The 23554-nt window shown below is 34.7% G+C and carries 25 protein-coding genes; 3 read left to right on the top strand and 22 right to left on the bottom strand.

Annotated elements, in window-relative coordinates:
* Nucleotides 1–4: 4 nt before the first annotated feature.
* The 9 genes from ATN92_RS16025 to ATN92_RS15985 all read right to left on the bottom strand — a co-directional run bounded on the left by ATN92_RS16025 (nucleotide 5) and on the right by ATN92_RS15985 (nucleotide 6766).
* Nucleotides 5–1018: a class I SAM-dependent methyltransferase gene (locus tag ATN92_RS16025; RefSeq protein WP_056951699.1), complete on the bottom strand. Its 1014-nt coding sequence runs from the start codon at nucleotides 1016–1018 to the stop codon at nucleotides 5–7.
* Nucleotides 1019–1263: 245 nt separating this feature from the next.
* Nucleotides 1264–1737 (bottom strand): ComGF family competence protein, encoded by a 474-nt coding sequence (locus ATN92_RS16020; protein WP_056951698.1) that lies wholly within the window; start codon nucleotides 1735–1737, stop codon nucleotides 1264–1266.
* Nucleotides 1715–1993, bottom strand: a complete 279-nt coding sequence (locus tag ATN92_RS16015; RefSeq protein ID WP_143444259.1) for a hypothetical protein — start codon at nucleotides 1991–1993, stop codon at nucleotides 1715–1717. The genes ATN92_RS16020 and ATN92_RS16015 overlap by 23 nt, the downstream gene beginning before the upstream one ends.
* Nucleotides 1962–2414, bottom strand: a complete 453-nt coding sequence (locus ATN92_RS16010) for a type II secretion system protein (RefSeq protein ID WP_056951697.1) — start codon at nucleotides 2412–2414, stop codon at nucleotides 1962–1964. Before ATN92_RS16010 ends, ATN92_RS16015 begins: the two co-directional genes overlap by 32 nt.
* A complete protein-coding gene (comGC, locus tag ATN92_RS19245) occupies nucleotides 2384–2713 on the bottom strand; it encodes a competence type IV pilus major pilin ComGC (protein ID WP_056951696.1) in 330 nt (109 codons plus the stop codon). The genes ATN92_RS16010 and comGC overlap by 31 nt, the downstream gene beginning before the upstream one ends.
* Entirely contained in the window at nucleotides 2713–3699 is a 987-nt protein-coding gene (locus ATN92_RS16000; protein ID WP_234032520.1) for a type II secretion system F family protein, read from the bottom strand. Before ATN92_RS16000 ends, comGC begins: the two co-directional genes overlap by 1 nt.
* Nucleotides 3692–4660: a competence type IV pilus ATPase ComGA gene (gene comGA, locus ATN92_RS15995; RefSeq protein WP_056951693.1), complete on the bottom strand. Its 969-nt coding sequence runs from the start codon at nucleotides 4658–4660 to the stop codon at nucleotides 3692–3694. The genes ATN92_RS16000 and comGA overlap by 8 nt, the downstream gene beginning before the upstream one ends.
* Before the next feature lie 86 nt (nucleotides 4661–4746).
* Nucleotides 4747–5724 (bottom strand): Gfo/Idh/MocA family protein, encoded by a 978-nt coding sequence (locus tag ATN92_RS15990; RefSeq protein WP_056951691.1) that lies wholly within the window; start codon nucleotides 5722–5724, stop codon nucleotides 4747–4749.
* A gap of 1 nt (nucleotide 5725) precedes the next feature.
* Complete coding sequence (locus ATN92_RS15985; protein WP_056951689.1) at nucleotides 5726–6766, bottom strand: Gfo/Idh/MocA family oxidoreductase; 1041 nt, start codon at nucleotides 6764–6766, stop codon at nucleotides 5726–5728.
* A gap of 170 nt (nucleotides 6767–6936) precedes the next feature.
* On the opposite strand from ATN92_RS15985, the gene ATN92_RS15980 reads away from it, so the two are divergent.
* Nucleotides 6937–7824, top strand: coding sequence for a MurR/RpiR family transcriptional regulator (locus ATN92_RS15980; protein ID WP_056951688.1), 888 nt, complete (start codon nucleotides 6937–6939; stop codon nucleotides 7822–7824).
* Nucleotides 7825–7857: 33 nt separating this feature from the next.
* Here ATN92_RS15980 and ATN92_RS15975 read toward each other — a convergent pair whose 3' ends face one another.
* The 10 genes from ATN92_RS15975 to murB all read right to left on the bottom strand — a co-directional run bounded on the left by ATN92_RS15975 (nucleotide 7858) and on the right by murB (nucleotide 20235).
* Nucleotides 7858–8586: a YebC/PmpR family DNA-binding transcriptional regulator gene (locus ATN92_RS15975; protein ID WP_056951686.1), complete on the bottom strand. Its 729-nt coding sequence runs from the start codon at nucleotides 8584–8586 to the stop codon at nucleotides 7858–7860.
* A 114-nt stretch (nucleotides 8587–8700) separates the two neighbouring features.
* Nucleotides 8701–9399 carry a hypothetical protein gene (locus ATN92_RS15970; RefSeq protein ID WP_056951684.1) on the bottom strand — a complete coding sequence of 233 codons (699 nt, stop codon included), beginning with the start codon at nucleotides 9397–9399 and terminating at the stop codon, nucleotides 8701–8703.
* 121 nt (nucleotides 9400–9520) lie between these two features.
* Nucleotides 9521–10039, bottom strand: a complete 519-nt coding sequence (locus ATN92_RS15965) for a VanZ family protein (protein ID WP_056951682.1) — start codon at nucleotides 10037–10039, stop codon at nucleotides 9521–9523.
* A 5-nt stretch (nucleotides 10040–10044) separates the two neighbouring features.
* Nucleotides 10045–11640, bottom strand: a complete 1596-nt coding sequence (locus tag ATN92_RS15960) for an APC family permease (RefSeq protein WP_056951680.1) — start codon at nucleotides 11638–11640, stop codon at nucleotides 10045–10047.
* Between the two features lie 82 nt (nucleotides 11641–11722).
* Entirely contained in the window at nucleotides 11723–13534 is a 1812-nt protein-coding gene (gene glmS / locus ATN92_RS15955; protein ID WP_056951678.1) for a glutamine--fructose-6-phosphate transaminase (isomerizing), read from the bottom strand.
* 267 nt (nucleotides 13535–13801) lie between these two features.
* On the bottom strand, nucleotides 13802–15154 hold the full coding sequence (glmM, locus tag ATN92_RS15950; protein ID WP_056951677.1) for a phosphoglucosamine mutase: 1353 nt from the start codon (nucleotides 15152–15154) through the stop codon (nucleotides 13802–13804).
* 20 nt (nucleotides 15155–15174) lie between these two features.
* A complete protein-coding gene (locus ATN92_RS15945; protein ID WP_056951675.1) occupies nucleotides 15175–16275 on the bottom strand; it encodes a CdaR family protein in 1101 nt (366 codons plus the stop codon).
* Nucleotides 16259–17116, bottom strand: coding sequence for a diadenylate cyclase CdaA (gene cdaA, locus ATN92_RS15940; protein ID WP_056951674.1), 858 nt, complete (start codon nucleotides 17114–17116; stop codon nucleotides 16259–16261). Before cdaA ends, ATN92_RS15945 begins: the two co-directional genes overlap by 17 nt.
* A 75-nt stretch (nucleotides 17117–17191) precedes the next feature.
* Nucleotides 17192–19315, bottom strand: a complete 2124-nt coding sequence (locus ATN92_RS15935; protein WP_056951671.1) for a Na+/H+ antiporter — start codon at nucleotides 19313–19315, stop codon at nucleotides 17192–17194.
* Between the two features lie 20 nt (nucleotides 19316–19335).
* On the bottom strand, nucleotides 19336–20235 hold the full coding sequence (gene murB, locus ATN92_RS15930; protein ID WP_056951669.1) for a UDP-N-acetylmuramate dehydrogenase: 900 nt from the start codon (nucleotides 20233–20235) through the stop codon (nucleotides 19336–19338).
* A 112-nt stretch (nucleotides 20236–20347) separates the two neighbouring features.
* Between murB and ATN92_RS15925 the strand changes: the two genes are divergently transcribed.
* Together ATN92_RS15925 and ATN92_RS15920 are read left to right on the top strand one after the other, a co-directional pair.
* Nucleotides 20348–21100 (top strand): exodeoxyribonuclease III, encoded by a 753-nt coding sequence (locus ATN92_RS15925; protein ID WP_056951667.1) that lies wholly within the window; start codon nucleotides 20348–20350, stop codon nucleotides 21098–21100.
* 12 nt (nucleotides 21101–21112) lie between these two features.
* On the top strand, nucleotides 21113–21649 hold the full coding sequence (locus tag ATN92_RS15920; protein WP_056951665.1) for a 3'-5' exonuclease: 537 nt from the start codon (nucleotides 21113–21115) through the stop codon (nucleotides 21647–21649).
* On the opposite strand, the gene ATN92_RS15915 is transcribed toward ATN92_RS15920, so the two are convergent.
* Genes ATN92_RS15915 through pta form a run of 3 tightly spaced genes read right to left on the bottom strand, consistent with a single transcriptional unit; the run spans nucleotide 21646 to nucleotide 23552 of the window.
* Complete coding sequence (locus ATN92_RS15915; protein WP_056951660.1) at nucleotides 21646–22110, bottom strand: GNAT family N-acetyltransferase; 465 nt, start codon at nucleotides 22108–22110, stop codon at nucleotides 21646–21648. The genes ATN92_RS15920 and ATN92_RS15915 overlap by 4 nt on opposite strands.
* Nucleotides 22110–22568 carry a tRNA (adenosine(37)-N6)-threonylcarbamoyltransferase complex ATPase subunit type 1 TsaE gene (tsaE, locus tag ATN92_RS15910; protein WP_056951655.1) on the bottom strand — a complete coding sequence of 153 codons (459 nt, stop codon included), beginning with the start codon at nucleotides 22566–22568 and terminating at the stop codon, nucleotides 22110–22112. Before tsaE ends, ATN92_RS15915 begins: the two co-directional genes overlap by 1 nt.
* Nucleotides 22569–22583: 15 nt before the next feature.
* Nucleotides 22584–23552 carry a phosphate acetyltransferase gene (gene pta / locus ATN92_RS15905; protein WP_056951650.1) on the bottom strand — a complete coding sequence of 323 codons (969 nt, stop codon included), beginning with the start codon at nucleotides 23550–23552 and terminating at the stop codon, nucleotides 22584–22586.
* Nucleotides 23553–23554 lie beyond the last annotated feature (2 nt).

The raw sequence follows: 23554 nt of genomic DNA, 5'->3' as shown, positions 1-23554 counted from the left end.
TCACCTAACCTTTAAAATTTTTTGCCCAGCTTTGCAACTGGTCTTTAAATCCCTCAAACAACTTAGGGTTATTGGTATCTGGTATTGTGCCCATCAAAACATTTTCCACTTGCTTAGCATTATCGCCATGTTTTTGTAAAACTACGACTGCCTTTTGTGCTTCTTTTGATGCAAATAAGCTTGTTGGCAAATCTAATACAGCTTGCAGATAAACACTTGAAACCATCCATTCAGATAATTTCTTTGCTTGGTCAGTTTGGAAAATCTGTGAAGGTACAATGAATATACCGATTCCACCGTCATTTAAATTATTCATAGTTTGTTCAATCAACAAATGGTGAGCATAAGAATGTCCCTTGTCTGATTTTGTTTTGAAATTCTTAGCATTGTCATCAATTGGATAATAGCCAACTGGTAAATCAGCCACTGCCAAATCAATATCAGTAATATCCCAATCGGCGACACTATCCTGATGATAAGCGTCTAAATTAAGATTCATTACTTCACTAAATGATTTTGTTAAAGAAACTAACGCATCGTCATTATCAAGTGCCGCAGCATTGATATTGAATTTGTCAGTCATATTCAATTGTTCAATAACTTCAATCAGCAAGTTACCTGTTCCAACAGTTGGATCGACTATGTTCACGTCTTTCTTATTTTGAACATTTAGTACCTCATAAGCAATTAAGCTAGTTATCAAACCAATCGCATCAGGAGTCATTAATTTATTAACTTCAGCTTTATCATCTTTTTGAGCTTTGATAATTGATACTGTAATCGCTTGCTTAAGTTGCAGTGGAGTTAGATTTAATTTCTTCATCTCTGCATAGATATTTTCTAACTTAGAAACAGTATCTTTGTCAGGAACACCGTTCTCGACATAAACGCTGCCATCAGAAATATCTGTTAATGTTTCGGCAAGTGATTCAATGTTGTTAACTCTTAAGGACTCCTTTAATAAAGAATTAGCTTGATTCATCTTATCAAAATATGTTTGCATATCTTTTTCTGACATGGTTAACCTCTTTGCTTAATAATTAAAATTTTAACGTTGAAAACGATTTTATTCAAGGACTCGTCAATTCACAATAGTCTATTTTATTACTTTTATTAATTTTCTTGTTAATTTGTTGCTCATAAATCTCATCTAAACGCCGGTATCCCGAGATTTGTTCGCCAATCAAATTACTAGTGTATCCTACAATTAAAATTACGACCGATAATATTAAAATACTATTTAATAAAACCGCACCGCTTCTTTTACAATTTATGTTCATCCAACGTTAAGTACATTTCAGATTTTTCACCGGCTTTATTCACTGTTGTTATGATAACTAAATTTGAGATTTTTTCAATCTTAATTTCTCTTTGATTTACTAAAATAGGCTCATGTCCACCACTGACAACGGTCTTATATCGTAACATTTTATTATCCCCTTTGCCAAAGATATTAAAAACAAAAGCCGGATGCTTATCATTAAGCCACTCCGGTTTTGTATAAGATATATGATTGTCTTTCACTTCATCTATTCTTAAAGCATGGTCCATTTCACTTTGAATCTTCTCTTGAGTTACATGCCAACGTAGCTGATCTCTAAACGTAGTATGTTGCACTGTCCTCATTATCAACAATGATTGTTGCAAGATTCCTAAAGTCATTAAAGTTATCATCAAAGCTAAAATTGATTCATACAGAACAAAGCCCTTTCTTCTAGCTCTTAACTTGATAGACATGATTATTTACCCTAACTTGATATGTATTTCCAATCTTTTGATAGTAATAGATTCGATTCTTTATCGTTACTCTATTAGGCATATGCGAATTTTCCAAATGCAACAATATTATTTTGTGAGCATTGACTCTTTGTTCCCACTGATTGATCAATTTGAACTGTTCACTGACACAAAGCGACAACATAAAAATAATGGTTAAAGAAATCGTTAAGGAAGTTAATGCTTCAACCAGGATAAAGCCGCTGTGTCTTTTCAATAATTTCACCCCATCCCATTTGAATTCGATATTCATACTTACGATGTGTCAGTTTGGATTCAAATATAATTATTTTAGGATCCGACTGACCAGACCTCCTAATAAAATAATCAATCGGACCGTTAGTATTCCTCAAGGTTTTTGGAAAAATCTTTTTCTTTAAAACAATTTTTCCATTAACTGCATACCGCCCAAAAGTAACGTGATCACCACGAATTTTTAGATAAGCCGGTTTCTGATTAAGATAAGAATAATTCATTTCATTTTTAAACGAATTCTTAAACCACTCTAAGGATTCTTTTTCTTCAATACGAGCTTGATAATCTTTGAGGTTCCACACTGATACAGCAACCAAACTACAGACGATTGCTAAACCAATTACTGTTTCAATTAATGTGAACCCGTGTCTACTAGTGTCCATTCTCCGGTTTCTTTATCCTTCTTCAAATCTAATTTAGCATTATTCAACTTATCAAATTGTTTCTGACTAATGTAATTAGCTTTTTTTAATGTGCCTATATTGATTTCATCTTCAGAATGATCTTCCGAATATAACCCAGCTTGACTAACAACAGTAGTTCTTAAAGCCTCATTCGATTTCTTATTGGCGTTATCACGTTGCTTAGTTAAATTGGGAATCATAATCAAAAGTAACAATGAGATTATGAACAAGACGATAACCATTTCAATTAAAGTAAAACCTTTTCTTATTTTCTTCATTACGAGATTCCCTTCATCATTCCATAAATTGGTAACAAAACTATTAAGTAAGTTACGACAATTACAATCGCTATAACGGCAAATAAAATTGGCTGTACTAGTCCTAATAATTTTTTGAGATTACGTTGTGTTTCTTCAAATTTTAATTCTGACATCAACAAGATATCTTGTGCCAATGCCGTTCCACTTTCACCAGCTTGTAAGATAATCTGTAATTGTTTTGGCAACAGTGGTTCTTTTTCGACCAATGTTAATAAGCTTTTCCCACTAATCAAATTATTAATAAATTTAGTCGCCAAATGCTCTTGAATTGAACCTTTTTGAAAGTGATTATTATTTTCACAAATGCTTTGGAGGTTCATTCCGTTAGCCAATTGCATTCCTAATCCTTGTAATATCAAAAAATGAAAAAAGCTCTGATAAATTTTCCCTACAAATGGTAATTTCACAAGAAACAAAGCCCGATCATACTCATCTTTTTTTCTAAGAAAGATTGCTAATGAGAAAATACTTAAGGTTATCAAAAGCAGAACTAGTAAAATTAATCCTAGAAATAAGTCTATTGCCTGACTACCACCTGCGACAGCTAACTGAGGAACAATATAGAGTTTCATCCCTATTAACATTGTGATTAAAAACATTAATATGAAAGCAGGATAAGCCAACAATTCTTTAAATTTGTTCTTCTGTTTAGACTGACTTTGTAAGAGAACCCCAGTCTGTTCTAAGGCTTGAGCCAATCTTCCATGGTTTTGGGCGATAATCAATTGATTATAAATAACAGCGGGTAATTTAAAATGGATCAATGATTGTGAAATCATTTTCCCTTGCTGTAAATCCTGATAAATCAGATCAAATACACTTTTCTCATCGTCCAGTAAACGGAGACAATTGATTGAATCACTTAGTGAAAAACCATTTTTCAAAAGTTTACTAATTAAAATTAAATATTCAGCTTTTTTTGCCGTTGAAAACTTTTTAACCATAAATATATTCCTGATAAGTTTTTTGATTGATTCGACCGACTTGATAGGCTTCTTCTAACATTGTTTGCCAATTTTTATCAGCAACTTCATCTTTTAAATATTTCTCAATCTGTGTTGAATTTAAGGTATCAATAAACAATTCCAAATCATTAAAGGTCGGTATTAAACGTTGATAGGAAATAAAATTAATCCCATTCAAAATATCAATCTCGTCAATTCCAAATTGTCGCAAACGCTGAAGAATGGAATACTTAGATTTTCCATGAATCGTTGACATCACTGTATAACCACAGAGTGCCGCTTGAATGGCCTGCTGTGCTGTATGTTTATCCCTAATTTCACCGATAATTAACACCTCTGGTCGATGACGAAGACTAGTTTTTATCAATTCTTCATAAGTCATCCCTGCATCATCGTTGACTTGTAACTGTAAAAAACTATCTTCAACAATCTCAATTGGGTCCTCAATACACATAACTTTCTTATTAATACTTAATTGTCGTCCCAGAGTGTACATCAAAGAAGTTTTGCCTGAGCCCATTGGTCCAGAAAATAACATCATTCCTTTTCGTCGGGCGATTGGTAAAATTTTCTGAATTAAAATTTCATTCACCATTGAATTAAATTCCTGTGGATAAATTAATCTCACGACCATGGATTCACGATTCTGAAAATCTCCTACTGAGGAAATTCTGATAAAGATACGTTTATTTTGATAGTTAAAATTAAACGATCCTTTCTGTGACCGACGTCGCTCAGATACATCTAATCCACCATTAAATTTTAAAAAATTCATAATGGCAAAACTCTCATCATTAGTTAAATCGGCTACTGTGTAGTTCTGAAAAGAATTACTCGCTTCAATGTGATAAAAGTTATCGTGTGGAAAAAAATAAATATCTGAAATTTTATTGATACATGCTTCCGTTAATAAATTATTGACCATTGTTTCGGCTGTCATCAAATGCCCCCTTTCAGGTAAAAATTACGAAGAAAAAAGCAAAAAAATACTCTCAGTAATCTTTTTTACAATTACTGAGAGTATTTTTAACCTAATTTAATTCCTGAATCTTTCAATGCAGCATCGACAACGTTCATAACGGTCATACTGTGTTGCATTCTTTCTTTAGCGGCTTTCATATCGTGTTGTTTGATCATTTGATTGAAAGTTTTAAACTCTTCATACATGCGATGAGAATGAATTTTTTTATCTACCTGTTCAGATTCAGCACCATTTAGTTGTTCACTGTAATCCTTCATTACATTGGTTGGTCCATCAACAACAATTGATCCTTTATTGCCTTGAATAGTTGAAGTAACCTGAGCTGAACAATCCTTAGCAGCAATGCAGACCACTTTTGTCCCAGGATAATCGAGTACCAAAATACCGGAAGTATCAATTCCTCGCGTTACGTTAGCATAATAATGAACTGCCTTAGGAGCACCCATCAAACCAATTACAAAATGAATATTGTAAATATTCAAATCCATTAGAGCGCCGCCACCTTTTTTAGGATCAAAGACTGGCAAGATTTTTCCAGCTAAAAAGGCGTCATAACGATGCGAATATTGTGAATAATTGCATTCAATTACCTTTAAAGATCCTAGCTCCGGTAAGGCTTGTTTTAGTGATTGATAATTAGACAAGTATTGATTAGTAATTGCTTCAACCAAAATTAGATTTTTAGCTTCAGCTAATTTTTTTAACTCAACTAATTGGATCGAATTCAATGTAAATGGTTTTTCGCAAATAACATTTTTGCCAGCTTCCAAAGCCATTTTAGCAAACTGATAATGTAAAAAGTTAGGCAATGCCACATATACAGTATCAATTTCTGGATCAGCTAAGCACTCCTTTGCATCAGTATAAATCTTCTTGATCTGATTAGTTTTTTGCAATTCTTCCATAGTTGATAAATCTTTTGGTGTTCCCATAATAGCAGTTAATTCCACTTCAGGGATATCGTGAATCATCGTTAGGAAATCTTTGACGATCATGCCAGCTCCAAATATCGCTAATTTCATCCTAATTACCTTCCTCTTCCGTAATTTGATTTATACCCATTTCGAGCATATGAATTTGATAAATAGTCTCTTCATCTTTTACTGTCTTAGGCTTGCCGTTGATGATAGCATCATATAGTCCTTGATAGACACGACTATAATCGCCAACTTCAGAAACAACTTTTTCCTGATGATATTGATCGTTATCATCTAAATAAGTTAAAGTTCCATAATCCTCTGGACGATCAATACCGAAATCATCATGATCTGGCATATAAAAATGCTTCAAATCAACTTCTTGACGATCCATATCCTGTTTCACAAAGACACCTTTTTTACCATAAACCGTAAAACTAGGACGTGGTACTAATCTGAAATAACTCGACTTAACTGAAACCTTCATAATTCCGTAATACATATCAATATCAAAGTAATCGTTCATGCGATTTTCACCTAATAGTTGACGAACATCGTAGTGAACTTTATCTGCTTTGCCAAAATATGAAATAATTTGATCCAAGGTATGGCAGGCATGACCATACAAGAAACTATGACCAACTGAAAATTGTTTTTCGCCTTCAGGAACATAAGGACGGAAATAATCATAGGTCGATTCAACTTCCAAGATATCCCCAAGTTTTCCACTTTCAATCACTTTTTGAACAGTTAAGAAATCTGAATCGTAACGACGATTTTGATAACATTGAATCAATAGATGTTTATCATTTGCCAATTGAAATAATTCTTTGGCTTGGGCTTCTGTTTCTGTAAATGGTTTTTCTACCAATACATTCTTATTATGATTGAGTACTTCTTTTGCTAATTTATAATGTGCTTCAGCTGGGACTGACAAAACCACTAATTGAATTTCTGGATCATTATAAATATCATTTATATCAGTCGTATAATTGATTCCGTCAATCCTCTTCCAAACATCATGGCTGATGTGACGAGCGTAGATTGTCTTTACTTTAATTTGATCCTTTAATTTTAATGAAAATGGTAGATGATAACGGTTAGCACTTTTACCATTCCCAATATATGCGATAGTCAATTTTTTCATAATTGATTCCTCCCTTTATCCATAAACACACTCTACAGGCAAAAGACCAAATTGATAACCTTTTGACTTGAAACTGGTCATTATGAACAAAGATAAGTATCAATTACACCAATCTCATAAACATTATGTTCAATGGATTCGGTATAATCAGTTTAGAAGGAGATCTGCTTATGCTTTTTTCAGATAGAATTACCCATATTAATGATTTAACCGATAACGAACAACGTATCGCTAAATACATCGAAAACAATCTTAATGCCGTCTCGACCATGGCAATTCAAACTTTAGCCTCAAAAACTTATACATCCCATTCGGCGATTGTCCGTTTTGCCAAAAAATTAGATTACAGTGGCTTTCGAGCCATGCGACAAGACATCAGTAAGGATGTTCAACAAAATATTACCAAGCTAAATGATGTCGATGCCAATTTTCCTTTTTCTTCGACTGACTCAGCCCTTGATATTGCCAAAAACATTTCCGACTTAACTATCAACGCTGTAAAAAGAACTTTAGCGCAAATAAGCGAAAAAGAACTAAACGCTGCTGCTGCCAAAATTATGGAAAGCAAACGTCTAGTTCTCTTCGCAATTGGTGACACTCAGATTCGAGCTCGTGGTTTTCAGAGTAAACTTGTTAAGATTAATAAATTTGCCATCATCGCTGAAGAATACAGTGATGAATCATGGACTTCCGTCAATTTGGATGAAAATGACTTAGCAATTTTTCTTTCTTATACTGGTAATAGTTCCAACTATTTGAATCTAATAAAATTTCTAAAACAACAGAAAGTTCCTACACTCTTGATAACAGGTAATCCTGACAGTCAAATGATTCAATATGCCTCTCAAACTATTTCCATCATTCAAAACGAGTACGATATTTTTAAGGTCAGTACTTTTGCTTCCCAAATCACCTTTGAATATCTACTGGATACTCTCTTTGCCATCGTTTACTCACAATCATACAAAAAGAATTTAATCAAATTGCAGAGTAACTATAATAAACTAACTTCTAACGACATCCTTGATAGTATCCCTAAAGACAAAAAAAGATCGTAAACATAATGTTTACGGTCTTTTTAGTTAAAGAACTTATTCTTCATCGTCAGCAGCAGTATAAACTTCTGAAACATCTTCATCATCTTCAAGTTGATCAATCATATGTTGAAATTGTTCTTTTTTCTCTTCTGGAACAGGTGTAGTGTTTTGAGGAATCATTGTTAATTCTGAATCAGCAAGTTCGTAGCCCTTTTCGATCAAACCATCACGAACGGCTGCAAATTCTTTAGCTTCAGTATAGATTTCATAAGCGTCATCTGATGTTTGTAGATCATCAGCACCAAGGTCCATGATATCCATCAAAACAGTATCTTCGTCTTGAGTATTCTTTGTACGGTCCAAAACAATGTAACCTTTACGGTCGAACATGTAAGCAACTGAACCACTTGAGCCCAAGCTTCCTCCGTTACGGGTAAATGCAACACGTACGGCAGAAGCAGTTCTGTTCTTGTTATCTGTTAAAGCTTCTACTAGAACTGCAACTCCACCTGGAGCGTAGCCTTCGTATGTAACTTCATCATAATGTTCATCACTGCCACCTTCAGCCTTGTCTAAGGCACGTTTGATGTTGTCCTTTGGCATATTAGCTGCACGAGCTTTATCTACGATTAAACGAAGGGCAGCATTATCGTTAGGATCGGCACCACCCGATTTAGCTGCCATGAATAACTCACGAGACAGCTTTTGGAAGATTTTACCACGTTTTGCATCTTGGGCGCTTTTTCTACCTTGGATGTTATGCCATTTTGAATGTCCTGACATTTCTGTTTCCTTCTTTCATGATTATTGTAAACCGCATATAATTTTATCAAACTAATCGCGGTATTTCAATATCCGTAGGCTAAATAAACCATAAAAGAAGATATTTTCTTTAACTCAATTGAATTTTTTAAAATCTAAATTGATCAAAGCTAAAAATCCCAGTGCAACGCCTAATAGACGGACTTTAATGTCATTATCGTTACCTGTTTGTGGAAAAGTTTTTAGATTATTCGCTGGATTTCTGCGAGCGCTTACTAAATTATCCTTAAAATGGGATTGTTCTGTCTCTTTTACAGCTTCCTTTTTTACTTCTGGAGCTTTATAAACAGTTCCAAACATAACCATCCCTGTCGTCTTTAAGGGCTGCACATGATTTTTGGATTTATTAACAATTTTTGTATCACTTTTATTCTCAGTATTCGAATTATCAGTTGATTTTACCGGTGCAATAGGCAAAATGGTCAAATGAACTGTAACATTCTCTCCATTGGCTGTACTTACTACAACATCATAAGTACCCTCTTTAGCTAAATCGACTTTAGTCAAATCTAATCTAGTAAATTTTTGTCTATCACCGTCTGAATTCACAAAATCCTTCAACATTGGAGCTGAATCACCTAAATGTATCGTGAAATCATGAACCGTATTCGAGGATGTATCAATATTCTCGTCTTGTTTGGTAGCATTCACATTCTCCACTACATCACTATTATCATTAGAGGATGCATTAACTATATCAATTTGGCCTAACCCCAAGATCAAAATCCATCCCCATACTAAACCATTTGTTAAAAACATTTTTTTCGTCTTCATTTTTTTGACCACCTTTATAAGATGACATCAAATTATATGTTTAAACATCTTACATAGAGAATACACCCTTCTGGACAAAATAAAAAACTTTATCAACCCGTAAACACAGGTTAATAAAGTTTTATTTATTTTTAAATTCATGTCGACGAATTAAGTACAGAACAAGCACTAATATTAAAATCCCCACTAAAGCACCTGTACTATCCAAAATAACATCCTCAACTAACGGTGTACGTCCACCAGTTAAACCTTGATGAAATTCATCAAACGCCGCTAAGCCAGTCGCTACCATCCAAGGAATAAAAATCATCAAAACGAAGTTCTTCTTGAAGTACGTGTATAACGCTAAACACAAGAAAACTCCTAACAACAAGTAAATTCCAAAATGAGCGCCTTTTCGAATGAAGAATTCAACAAACTTAAAATAACCATCATTCTCAACGGATTGATACTTGCCGCTGTAGGTAAAACCAATTTTAGATAAAGCATTATAAAATGGTTTACCTGCTAAATATTTTTCTAAAAATGGTACTGAAGTCTGTTCTTTATAAGTCATCGAAGAACTGTAAAAAAGAATTGCCTCAATTGCGACTACTAGTCCCCAAAACCATTTCTGTTTTGTTTTTAAACTATTATCCATTAACTCTAATTATTATCCAACTTAACAGTTGAATTGATTTCTTTAGCATCATCGAAGTAACCAGAATAATACAATGAATGAGTTGCCCAATAATACATTACAGTTGAGAAAATCAAGATAACAACAAAGTCCATTGGATACTTAATCAAATTCATTCCACCGAAATCTGATCCACCAATCCATGAAATAATTGATAAACCAAACAGATGAACTATCAACCAGAGACTGGCATACAATTTCTGCTTAAACTCTTTAAACCCACGGCGATAATCGTAAACAAAGTAAATTGGTAATCCAACAATAATGATTATAATAACTTCGACCGTAGTTGGGAACATAGCCCAATAAATTGCCAAACTAATTAAATCAAAAACAACTGGAGCTAGAATTTTCATTCCTTTAATTTTTGTTGGTCTTCTCATTTCCGGACCCATTTTACGTAAACTTCCTGCTACCACTGGACCAGATAACAAGGAAATCAGCGTTGATGCTGCAACCACACGTGATAGTAATGACCAATTCTTGAATAGTAGAATCAAGATAAAACTAACAACAAAGTCGACCATTAAAGCTATCCGTGGTGAATTGTATTTATTATTTGAATTACTTAAGAATAAAGGCAAATGCTTATTCTTAGGCATTGAAGATAATGATTTACTTGCAGATGAAGCAAAAGCAATTCCACTACCTACTGGAGAAATGAAGGCTGTAAAGTAGACCAAAGTTGATAACCAATAGATATTCAACAAAATAGCCAAATCAGCAAATGGTGAATTAAAGTTAATTTTTGACCATCCACCACTGATAACTGACTGTGGCAATGCCCCGATAAAGACAATCTGCAACGCAATATAAATCAAAGCACTAATCAATAATGATAAAATGATTCCCCGTCTAATATTAACTGACGGCTTCTTTATGTCATTACTCAAGTTAATGACCGTTTGAAAAGCCACATATGAATAAATAATTCCGGCACTACCAATTGCCACGAAAATCGATGAAGTACCATTAGGCATAAATTCACTGAATGAACTCCCCATGTTATTGAAATCAAAATGAGCCGTAACCAAAACAATCATTGTAACAATTGGCACGATTACTTTTAACACAGAGATGAAATTATTAAATTTAGCCATAATCGTAACTGACCAATAATTAATAATTGTAAAAATGAACAACATAACTGTTGCCATCATAATTCCTTGAGTGCTAAGTTGTCCGCCCTTCATAAATCCATGCGTCCAATTAGCCCACTCCCAAGGCCACGTGCTCATGTACTGAACCGAGGCCACAGCTTCAATCGGTAAAATAGCTAATAATGAAATCCAATTAGCCCATGAGAAAATATGTCCTAACAACGAACCATGAGTGTACATTGTAAATCGACTCATAGCTCCCTCTTCCGGAAACATCGTCCCAATTTCGACATAAACCATTGCAATCATTGCTACTAAAACTGCTCCCACAATCCACGCAATAATTGCTGCTGGACCGGCTATTTGTGCTGCCTGACTAGATCCAAACATCCAACCTGAACCAATAATCGCACTTAGCCCAAACATTACTGTTGAGAACAAATTTAATTTTTTATTCCTCATAAAACCACCAATCTATAATTTTTATAATAAAAAAATAGCCTTCATTACGAAGACTATTATATATCCATTATGTAAATTTAGGCTACTCTACTGTCACACTTTTTGCAAGGTTACGAGGTTTATCAACATCATTACCACGTGCCAAACTTGCATAATAAGCAATCAGTTGAGCTGGTACGATACTGATGATTGGTGAAATCAATTCATCAATTTCCGGAATAATGATTTGGTCTCCAGCTTCAGCATACTTTTGACTAGCAATTACCAAAACATGTGCTCCACGGGCTTCAACTTCTTGAATATTACCACGAGTATGGCTAGCATCAATTCCATCATTTACGTAAGCAAAAACTGGTGTATCCTTTTCGATCAAAGCAATTGTTCCGTGTTTCAATTCTCCAGCAGCAAAGCCTTCGGCATGAATATAAGAAATTTCTTTCAATTTAAGAGCGGCTTCAAGAGATAAGGCATAATCGACACCTCTACCAATATAGAAAGCATCGGATTTATTTGTTAAGTAATCGGCTGTTAACTTTTTAATTTTATCTTTTTCGTCAACGATTGTTTGAATACCATTAGCAGCCAAAGCTAATTGTTCTTTCAAATTAAATTCTTTAGCAATTTGAAGATTTTTGGCTTCACCCAAAGCTTTAGCCAATACTGCTTCAACAGCAATTTGTGCTGTATAGGCTTTTGTAGAGGCAACGGCAATTTCTGGTCCAGCTAACAATTCCATTGTGTAAGTAGCTTCTCTAGAAAGAGTTGAGTTGGCCACGTTTGTCATTGTTAGACTCGGTAACTTCATCTCATTAACTTTAACCAATACTTGACGACTATCAGCTGTTTCACCACTTTGTGATAAGAAAATAAAGAATGGTTTCTTAGAAAGTTTTGGCATATGATAACCAAATTCACTACCCAATTCAACATCTACTGGTACGTCAGCAATCTTTTCAAAGATATTACGACCAACTAAGCCAGCGTGATAACTAGTTCCAGCAGCAACAATATACAAACGATCGGCCTGCTTGATTTCATCCAATAAATCTTGTTCAACATTTAAAGAACCATCATCGTTGATATAATTTTTAGAAATCTTTCTCATAACATTGGGTTGTTCATCGATTTCTTTCAACATGTAGTGATCATATGTACCCTTAGAAATATCATTTTCATCAATATTTACAGTATAAGGATCTCTTTGAACTTTAGTACCATCAATCTTACTAATTTCAACTGAACCCTTCTTCAAGATAACAACTTCGCCATCATGAATTTCAACAAACTTATGAGTTTGATCAAGCATAGCCATAGCATCGGAACAGATAACGTTGAAACCATCACCTAATCCAATTAGAAGTGGGCTCTTATTTTTAGCGACAAAAATACGATCTGGTTCTTCTTTGTCGATCATAGCAAAGGCATATGAGCCTTCAATTAGGCTTAGAGCTTTACGGAAGGCTGCTTCGCCATCCATACCCTTCTTAGCAAAGTAGTCAACCAATTGTACGGCTACTTCTGTATCAGTTTGACTTTCGAATTTAAAGTCAGATAAATATTCATTTTTCAACTCAGCATAGTTAGTGATAACACCGTTGTGTACTAGATAAAAACGGTTATCTTCTGAGAAATGAGGATGAGCATTTTCAATTGTTGGCTTTCCATGTGTTGCCCATCTAGTATGTCCGATTCCGGCTAGGCCTTGAACATCACTCGTAACGGCATTTTCTAATTCACTTATTTTACCAACTTCTTTAACCAAGAAGTCTTTACCTGTTTGATTATTAACGTAAATACCAGCTGAATCATAGCCACGATATTCAAGTTTTTCCAATCCATTTAATAAAATATCAGTTGTATTATTATTTCCAATTACTCCGACAATTCCACACATAATAATTATAGCCTTTCTTAATTGGTATAGTTTAATTTATTATAAATGGTATAGTTCATTTGAACTGTACTCATCACCTTGCGACAATGACTAGAATACTAATCTATTATCATTATGTCAAGAAATCTTTAATATTTTTTATAAATGGTATATATGGTATGTACCGATTATAAATATTGGTATACATTATATAGACCAATAAAAAAAGAGAAACTAAGGGTCAATCCCTCAATTTCTCTTTTTTCGAATTTCTTTATCTGTATTATATTAGCTTAATTCACTTTTAACAACTTCAACGATTTGGTCACAGTATTCATTGACCTTTTCTTCAGTTGAAGCTTCACACATTACACGAAGCAAAGCTTGTGTACCACTAGGACGAACTAGTACACGACCATCGCCATCCATCTCATCCTCAACTGTCTTAATAACGTCAAGAATTGCTTGATGTTTGTCCCATGAATTCTTGTCAGATACAGGAACATTAACAAGTTTTTGTGGATAAACTTTTACAGGAGCAGCTAATTCGGCTAGGCTCTTACCAGTTTCCTTCATAACATGAAGTAGATGTGTACCCGTTAGCATACCATCACCAGTATTCATGTATTCATACAAAACAACGTGTCCTGATTGTTCACCACCGATGTTGTAGTTATTCTCACGAATTTCTTCAACAACGTGACGATCACCAACAGCTGTTTGTACAGAATGCATGCCATTAGCTTCAATAGCCTTGTACAAGCCAATATTACTCATAACAGTAGTTACAATAGTATCCTTCTTTAAACGGCCACCATCGTGCAAATATTTACCAAGGATAAACATGATCTTATCACCATCAACAATGTTACCATCGCCATCAACTGCAATACAACGATCTCCATCGCCATCAAAAGCTAATCCAGCTACAGCGTCTGATTCTTTAACACGTTGAGCCAATTGTTCTGGGTGAGTTGAACCAACATTTTTGTTGATATTGATCCCATCTGGATGTGAAGCCATGATATCAAAGTCCACATTTAAGTCAGCAAAAAGTGTACTTGCTAAACGACTTGTTGAACCATTAGCAGTATCAAGCACGATCTTCATACCACTAAGGTCATCAGAAAGAGTTTGCTTCAAGAATTGTAGATACTTTTGAGCACCTTCTGGATAGTCAGAAACACTACCTAAACCTTCAGCAGATGGTCTTGGCAAAGTATCTTCCTTAGCATCCAATAGTTCTTCAATCTCTTCTTCAACGTCATCTGGCAACTTGTAGCCATCTGATCCGAAGAATTTAATACCATTATCTTCAGCAGGATTATGTGAAGCTGAAATCATAATACCAGCATCAGCTGAAACGGCACGAACAAGATATGCAACGGCAGGAGTTGTAATAACATCCAAATTCAAAACTTCAATACCAACTGAAAGCAATCCTGAAATTAAACTAGTTTGTAGCATTTGACCAGAAATACGTGTATCTCTAGCAACTAAAACACGTGGATGTGCGTTCTCGTTATCTGAGTGTTGTGTTAAAACATAACCACCACATCTACCTAATTTAAAAGCTAATTCAGGACTTAGCTCTTTATTTGCAATACCTCTTACTCCGTCTGTTCCGAAATATTTTGTCATGAAAAATTTACCCCCAGCGTTTATTCGCTATCATTATTGTCATTTGTGGAATTAGTGCTTGATGAGCTTGTGTTATCACTAGTACTACTCTTGGAATCCGAACTAGTTGAACTAGTTGATGTAGCTGTATTTCCTGTCGTACTAGACAAAGCACTAGAATTAGAACTGGCACGATTAATCGTCACACTAATAGTAGTTGGATCAGTGAAAGTAACTTTGTTACCTAAAACATCACTCAAATTGATAGTCTTCTTTGTACTACTACTATTTACGTCTGAAACATCAACCGGTACGTCGATTGAGCCACCAATGGCGCTGATCTGATCTTTTGTACCGAAAACTCTAATATTTTTAACATCAGATTCAAACGTATAACTCGTATCCGATGAATTTCCTTTTTGTTTCAAATTAATATTTACTTGCTTACTTTGAATCGAAATAGGAATCTTCACATGAATTGTTTGTGGATCTAATGTAACATTTACTGTTTTACCATTTTTATCGAGAGCTTGCACTAAAACTTCTTGATCAAACGTAGATTTTATTCCCTTAGGCAAATTGGGTTTAACAACTACTTTATCAATCTTATTAATTTCAGAGGCCGCACCTGTTACAGTGACAGTATCTGGAGACTCTTCAATTGTTCCAGTCTCATAACCACTTGCTAGTGAATCTTTATTATAATCAACATCCACTGCAAATTTCTTTGTTACACGTTTTTGAATATTAACTGTGACATATTTTGGTTTAATACTATATGTCAATTCACTATTTAACCCAGTTTCTTTAATTTGAACTCGATGTTGACCGATAGAAAGGTCTCTTAGATTCAAATACAAATTAAAATTCTGTGTATTCTTTGTTGCTGTAACCAGTGCTGCTGGACCCTCAATTGTTATTTTAACTTTTTCAGGGTATCCAGTTATGTAGTACTTATCAACATCTGCTTGTAACTGCAATGGTACTGTAATCGTAGCCTTTTTAGTTACTGTAGACGTATTCGATTGATTAGAATCTCTTGTCGAACCCACACCAGGTGTACTTACAAAGAAGAATAGCCATAAGGCACAACAGAGAGATATAAATGCATAAAAATAATTACTGTTAATTATCTTTTTCATCTTGTCTCTCCTTCTTCTTTCGACTTAACTTCAAGAATCCCAAAATTGAATGAGTTCCACTTTCATTAGGGTCCTTCAATTGAGCTTGTAGATACTTTAGATAATCATCCCGAGACAGATCCAGCATCATATGACCGTTCCGAGTAATCATAACGCCACCAGTTTCTTCAGAGACAACAATCGTTATTGCATCAGTCACTTCACTGATACCAACGGCCGCACGGTGTCTTGTTCCCAATTCCTTAGGAATAGTATTACTTTCCGACAGAGGCAAATAAGCAGCGGCTACGGAAATCCGATTATTCCGTACAATAACAGCTCCATCATGCAGTGGTGTATTCGGGATGAAAATATTGATCAATAACGCACCAGTAACTTCAGCATCCAAATCAATTCCGGTTTCGACATATTCTTCCAAACCAGTATTCATTTCCAAAGTGATCAACGCACCAATACGACGTTTACTCATATACTGAATAGCTTGATCAAGACTCTCAATCAAATGATTCTTTGTTTTGCCTTCTTCATTACTAGTCGAACTAAAGAATGGCAATCGACCTAGATGTTCCAAACCACGACGAATTTCAGGCTGAAAGATTATCACAATAACAATAATCCCCCAGTTGATCAGCTGATCCATTAAGTAAGAAACAGTATGCAGGTTCAAAGCCCAACTAATAAGCTTTATACCAAAAATAATTATTATTCCTTTTAACAATTGAACAGCTTTGGTGCCCCGTAACATCGACAGAACTTTATACAAAAAATACCAGACTACCAAGATATCAACCAAGTTAGCCAAATTCTGCCACGTAAAAATATTGCTTGGTATAAAATTCATTTTCATAGCTCCTTAGTAGTTCGAACTAATTATAACAAACAATAAAAATTATAAAAGTTCACCATATTTTGTATTTTAATCTACACCAATACTAATAACTTCTTCACTATAATTAATGTTTTTGCGCAATTCATTAGCTGTGATTTTGCTAATTTTTCCTTGTTCCAACATATCTTGAACAAAAGCTCGACGATAACTCAAAGCTTTTATTTCAAGATTCATACGTTCACTATTGAATTGAGGCGAGCGTCCACGATACTTCCCTTGTAACAATTCCAAACGATCTTCGTAATGACGTTGAAAAATATAGATTAAATCATCATCAATACCGTCAGAATCTGATTGATTCAATTCCTGTAATTTCTCTAAGGCATTCTTAGCACCAGCAATAGAAATCTTAATTGAATCCTGATTGATCTGTTGAATATCATCTGAATTCACAGAACGATAAATCAAATGCTTAATCTGTAAATAAGTTCTTCGGAAGTAATTGTAGAAAAATTCAACCGTTTGATTAGAACGGCGATGCACAATCTCTCTTTTATAACGAGCAATCTTCTTTATTGCCAAATCATAAGACTCGTCAGATATTTCGTGATTATCATATAATTCATCAACTGCTTCTAATTCACAATTAAAAGAAATATCCCACAATTCAGCATCTTTTTTACCACGAACCCGACGCTTACTAATTTGACTAGTTTTAACCTGGTTACGTGATTGAATGCCTAAATTACGAACATCATACAAATATTCAGCAATAACAGATGAGTAAACTGCCGTATCGCCATCATCCATCTCTGAACGTAGTTTTTTGACAGTCTTCTCTAAAATAACTCGGTTAGCCTCGTATTCTGTTAACTCAATTGGTGTTTCATCAGTATCTTCATCATTCTCATCATCCTCATTTTCTGAGGTAAGTGTGCTACCACGATAAGCAACTGGCGCACTATTCTTAGTCAAAATAGGAATCAACAAGGTTGCCCCTAACAAACTGAAAATAATAACTGCACTGGCAATGAACAATAGAAGTGTTCTAGATGGAAAAGCAGCTCCACCCTTGATTGTCATTGGAATTGACAAAGCACCAACCATTGTAACGGCGCCACGAACACCAGAAATTCCTGACATCAAACAGTCATCAAATCTGGTTTTTGACCACAAAACAATCTTGCCATCGCCATTATTTGAAAATGTTGAATAAACGTAACTCCAAAGAAAACGAATTACAACTAACATTATCCAAATAATAAAGGCTAGTAACGTGGCTCCAAAAGTATTGATATTATCGTTATGGACCAATTCCTCCATTGCAAAAGGAATTTCGATTCCCAAAAGAACGAAAACAATACCATTAAGTACATAAACCACTAAATCCCAGGTTCGTGAAGTAACCAATCTGATTTCAGGAGTAAAGTTACTAATATTTCTACCAGAAGAAATATTTAAAATACCCGCTATAACGACCGCTACAACACCTGAAACATCAAAAACATCTTCAGCCACATAGTAAATAATAAATGGAATAATAATCTGAATAATCGCATGCAAAATTGAATCATCGACACCTTGATTAATCAGATACAATCTAATTCCATTGAAAATCCATATCATCACGGCACCAACCAAAGCACCGATAATTGATATATGGAAAAAATCCATTGTTGCACTTTTCAGTGAAAAAACTCCTGTCACTGTTGCAGCAACCCCGTATTTAAAACAAATCAAACCAGATGCATCATTGATCAAACTTTCTCCATTAATCAAATGCATCAGTTTATCCGGAATATGAGCTTTTTTTGCAATGGATTCAACCGCAATTGGATCAGTTGGCGACAAAACCGCCACTAATGTAAATGCCGTTGCCCAAGGTAATTGAGGAATGAGCCATTTAACAAACACTCCCCCAATAACCGTAGATAAAATAACTAAGATAATCGCATTTCCTAAAATAGGACCCTTTAATTTCCAGAGCTCTCTTTTGGGAAAATTATTTCCATCATTAAATAGAATTGGCGCAATAAACGCCAGTAAAAACCATTCCGTATCAACATAGATCTTCACATGTATAAATAGAGCCGCTAAAATCCCCGCCGCAATTTGTAACAAACTGGGTGGAATCGATACAAAATAGTGACTTACAATATTGGCAATAATTAATAAAGAGAGAATCAAAATAATTGATTCAATTATTTCCACAGACAACACCTACCATTTTTTTATTTTTCATCTTCACCAATAATCCGAACTTCGGTATGAAGTTCGACATCAAACTTTTCTTTTACAGTCTTTTGAATCAGATGTATCAAATTCATATAGTCAGTTGCTGTGGCATGTTTAATATTTACAATAAAGCCCGCATGTTTCATGGAAACTTGAGCTCCACCAACAATCTTACCTTGCAAACCAGCTTTGATAATCAAGGGACCTGTGAAATGACCTTTTGGACGTTTGAAGACACTACCACAAGAAGGATATTCAAGCGGTTGTTTCGATCTTCTTAATTCGTTCAAACGATCCATTTCTTCTTGAATAACTTCCTTTTTACCGCGTTTCAATGCAAATGTTGCACTAATTACAATTCCACCATTATCCTGAACTATACTATGACGATATGAGAAGTCCATTTGTTCATGGTTAATAGTGGTGATATGACCATCAGGTAATAGCACTTCAGCGGATTCAAAGACGTCCTTAATTTCACCACCATAGGCCCCAGCATTCATAAAGACTGCTCCACCAACACTACCTGGAATACCGGCAGCAAATTCAATGCCAGTTAAACCAGCTTTTTGTGCAGCAATTGTTGTATTAATAATTGTTGCGCCAGCTTCAGCAGTAACTTTAGTATCAGATACTGTAATTTTATGGAAATTAGGCAAGATGATAACAATTCCCCTAATTCCACCATCTTTTATGATCAAATTGCTGGCATTACCAATAATAGTAATATGCACATCATTGACCCTAGCAGTATCGACAATTTTCACTAACTCTTCACGAGTTTTAGGGAATGCTAAAACATCAGCATTTCCACCCGTTTTAGTGAAAGTATACTTACCGAGTGGTTCATTTATTTTAAATTCAATATTAGGTAATTCATCAACTGGAAAATTCAATATTCATCATCCTTTATGTTGCATAGACTTACATATAATTTTATCACATACTTAGATACATAACGAACTAACAAACACCACAATAATGCTATAATTGTGCCGAGGTGATTTTATGAAACTTATATCTTGGAATGTAAACGGTTTACGTGCTGTAGTCAAAAAAGATTTTGTTCAAACTTTTGAAGAATTAGATGCCGACATCTTCAGTATCCAAGAAACTAAATTGCAAGAAGGTCAAATTGATCTCGATTTAAATGGCTACCATCAATACTTTTTCTACGCTAAAAAGAAGGGGTATTCTGGCACTGCCGTTTTCACCAAGAAGGAGCCTTTAGACGTTCATCAAGGCTTAGGAATCGATGAATTTGACGATGAGGGCCGAACATTAACTCTAGAATTCAAAAATTTTTATTTAATTAATAGTTACACCCCTAATTCCCAACAAAAGCTTAAACGCTTGGATTACCGCATGCGTTATGACGATGCTTTAAGAGCATATATGCAAAAATTATCAGCTGATAAACCAGTCATTCTATGTGGTGATCTCAATGTTGCTCATGAAGAAATTGATATTAAGAATGACAAAACCAATCATAAAAATCCTGGTTTCTCTGATGAGGAAAGAGCTAAATTTACGGAATTATTAGATAGTGGTTTCATCGATACCTTTAGAATTTTGCATCCCGATGATGTTAAATATTCATGGTGGAGCTACCGTTTCAATGCTCGCCAAAATAATGCTGGATGGAGAATCGATTACTTCGTTCTATCCGACAATGGTAAAAAAATGTTAAAAGACGCTGACATTCACACTGATATTTATGGTTCAGATCACTGTCCCATCGAATTAGACTTAGACATATAAGGAGTTTAACTTATGAATTTTGTTTCTATGGATTTTGAGACTGCTAACGGAAGTCGTGATAGTGCTTGCTCATTAGCTCTAGTACTCGTCCGTGACAATCAAATTGTTGATAACTTTTATACATTAATAAATCCTCAACAATATTTCAGTCCTCGTAATATTCAAATACATCACATTAGACCAGAGGATGTTCAAGATGCACCTACTTTCGATCAAGTTTGGGCACACATTCAGCCTTTGTTCGACAGTAGCCATTTAGTTGCGACTCATAATGCTAGCTTTGATAATAGTGTTTTAAAGAAAACCTTGGTTAATTATGGAATTATGGTACCTAAGTATTTAACAATCGATACTTTAAGAACCAGTCGTAAGTTTTTCCCTGATTTTCCTAATCACAAATTGAACACTGTTTCTGAACGTTTAAATATTGATTTACGTAATCATCATAATGCCCTAGCTGATAGCGTTGCTTGTGCTGAAATCCTTGTTAAGACTGAACAACAATTTGGAACTGAACAAATAAAAAAGATGGTTAAGCTTACTAGCTAGACCATCTTCGACATAATTAACGTTTTATCTTTTGTTAACTCTGTTGCAAAACCATATTTTTGATAAATATGAATTGCGACAGGGTTATTTTTATATACTTCTAAGAAAATTTTCTTTAACGGTGATGACTCAAGCCAATCAAGGGTATCTTCAATTAGATAGGACGCTATCCCATTATTCCAAAAATCTTTATCGATTACGATTCCTAATTCCGCTTGCTCATTATCTTTAGCTTCAATTCGACAATAACCAATGATTCCTTCATCAAAAACAGCCACCATCAATTCATCTACTTTAGATTGATAAATAGCATCTAAAGATTTCTCTTCAGTTTTAACGGTTAAATCTTTCAAGTCTTCGAAAACAATAAAATCTGACTGTTGACTGGCCTTTTTTAAAAAGCTTATCAATTTAGCAGCATCACTAGGAATTGCTTCTCGTAAAGTTAACTCTTCACTCATTAAAGATCTCCAAACTTGCGGTCAGCGTATTTTTCACCATGTAGCTTAAAGACTATTTGACGATCAGTATCTGACAAACGGGCAATATTAATTGAAATATGCTCCGCTGGAATTTCATCTTTAATGAATTGAGGCCATTCAACAATAGTAATTCCATCACCATTAAAATATTCATCGAATCCTAAATCCTCATCCGGACTACTTTCCAAACGGTAAGCATCCATGTGATAAAGTGGCAATCTTCCATCCTTGTATTCACGTATCAGAGTAAATGTAGGACTTTTAACATTTCTTTTAATTCCTAAGCCACGCGCCAACCCACGTGTCAAAGTGGTTTTACCGACACCCAAATCACCATTTAGAACAATTACATCCCCTGCTTTTAACAGTTCAGATATTTTTGCTCCCAATATTTCAGTCTCTTCATATGAATGGGTTGTTAGTTGATATTCAAGCATAATTTCTCCTAAATTTTATAATGCTAAGGCAGCAGTCAAAATGGCAGACTTGTAAACATCCTCTTCATTGCAACCACGTGATAAGTCAGAAATTGGCTTAGCAAGTCCTTGCAAAACAGGTCCAATTGCTTCAAAACCACCAAATCTTTGAGCAATCTTGTAACCAATATTACCTGATTGTAGATCTGGGAAGACGAAGACATTAGCATGACCAGCAACTTGTGAACCTGGAGCCTTTTGAGCACCAACACTTGGTACAAATGCAGCATCGAATTGTAGTTCACCATCAAGGGCCAAATCAGGTGCCAACTTGTGAGCAATTTCAGTAGCTTCAGCTACTTTAGTTACGTCATCACTCTTGGCACTACCTTTAGTTGAGAAGCTAAGCATAGCAACTTTAGGATCAATATCAAAGAGTTTTGCACTCTTAGCAGTTTGAACCGCAATTTCAGCCAATTCTTGAGCATTAGGATCGATATTAATTGCACAATCAGCAAACATGTAACGTTCGTCACCCTTTTGCATGATGAACGAACCACTAATTCTTGAATTACCAGGAGCTGTTTTGACAATTTGAAGAGCTGGGCGAACAGTATCACCAGTTGAGTGGATTGCACCAGAAACCATACCATCAGCTTTGCCAGTATAAACTAACATTGTTCCAAAATAATTATTATCTAAAAGCATTGTTTCAGCTTGTTCTTTAGTATTCTTACCTTTACGACGTTCAACAAATTTATCAACTAAAGTATCAAAATCAGCATATTTCTTAGGATCAACGATTTCAATTCCAGAGATATCAAATGATTTTTCGTTAGCAACTTGTTCAATCTTATCTTGTTCACCAATTAAGATAGGCTTCAAAATATTTTCTTTAAAAAGTCGAGATGCGGCGCCTAGAATTCTAGGTTCTTCACCTTCTGGGAAAACAATTGTCAAATTCTTTCCATCAATTTTACTTTTAAGGCTTTCAAATAAATCCATTA

The sequence above is a fragment of the Companilactobacillus bobalius genome (assembly GCF_009764355.1).
The sequence above is the reverse complement of the archived record's forward strand: the minus strand, read 5'-3'. Positions and strand labels throughout refer to the sequence as shown.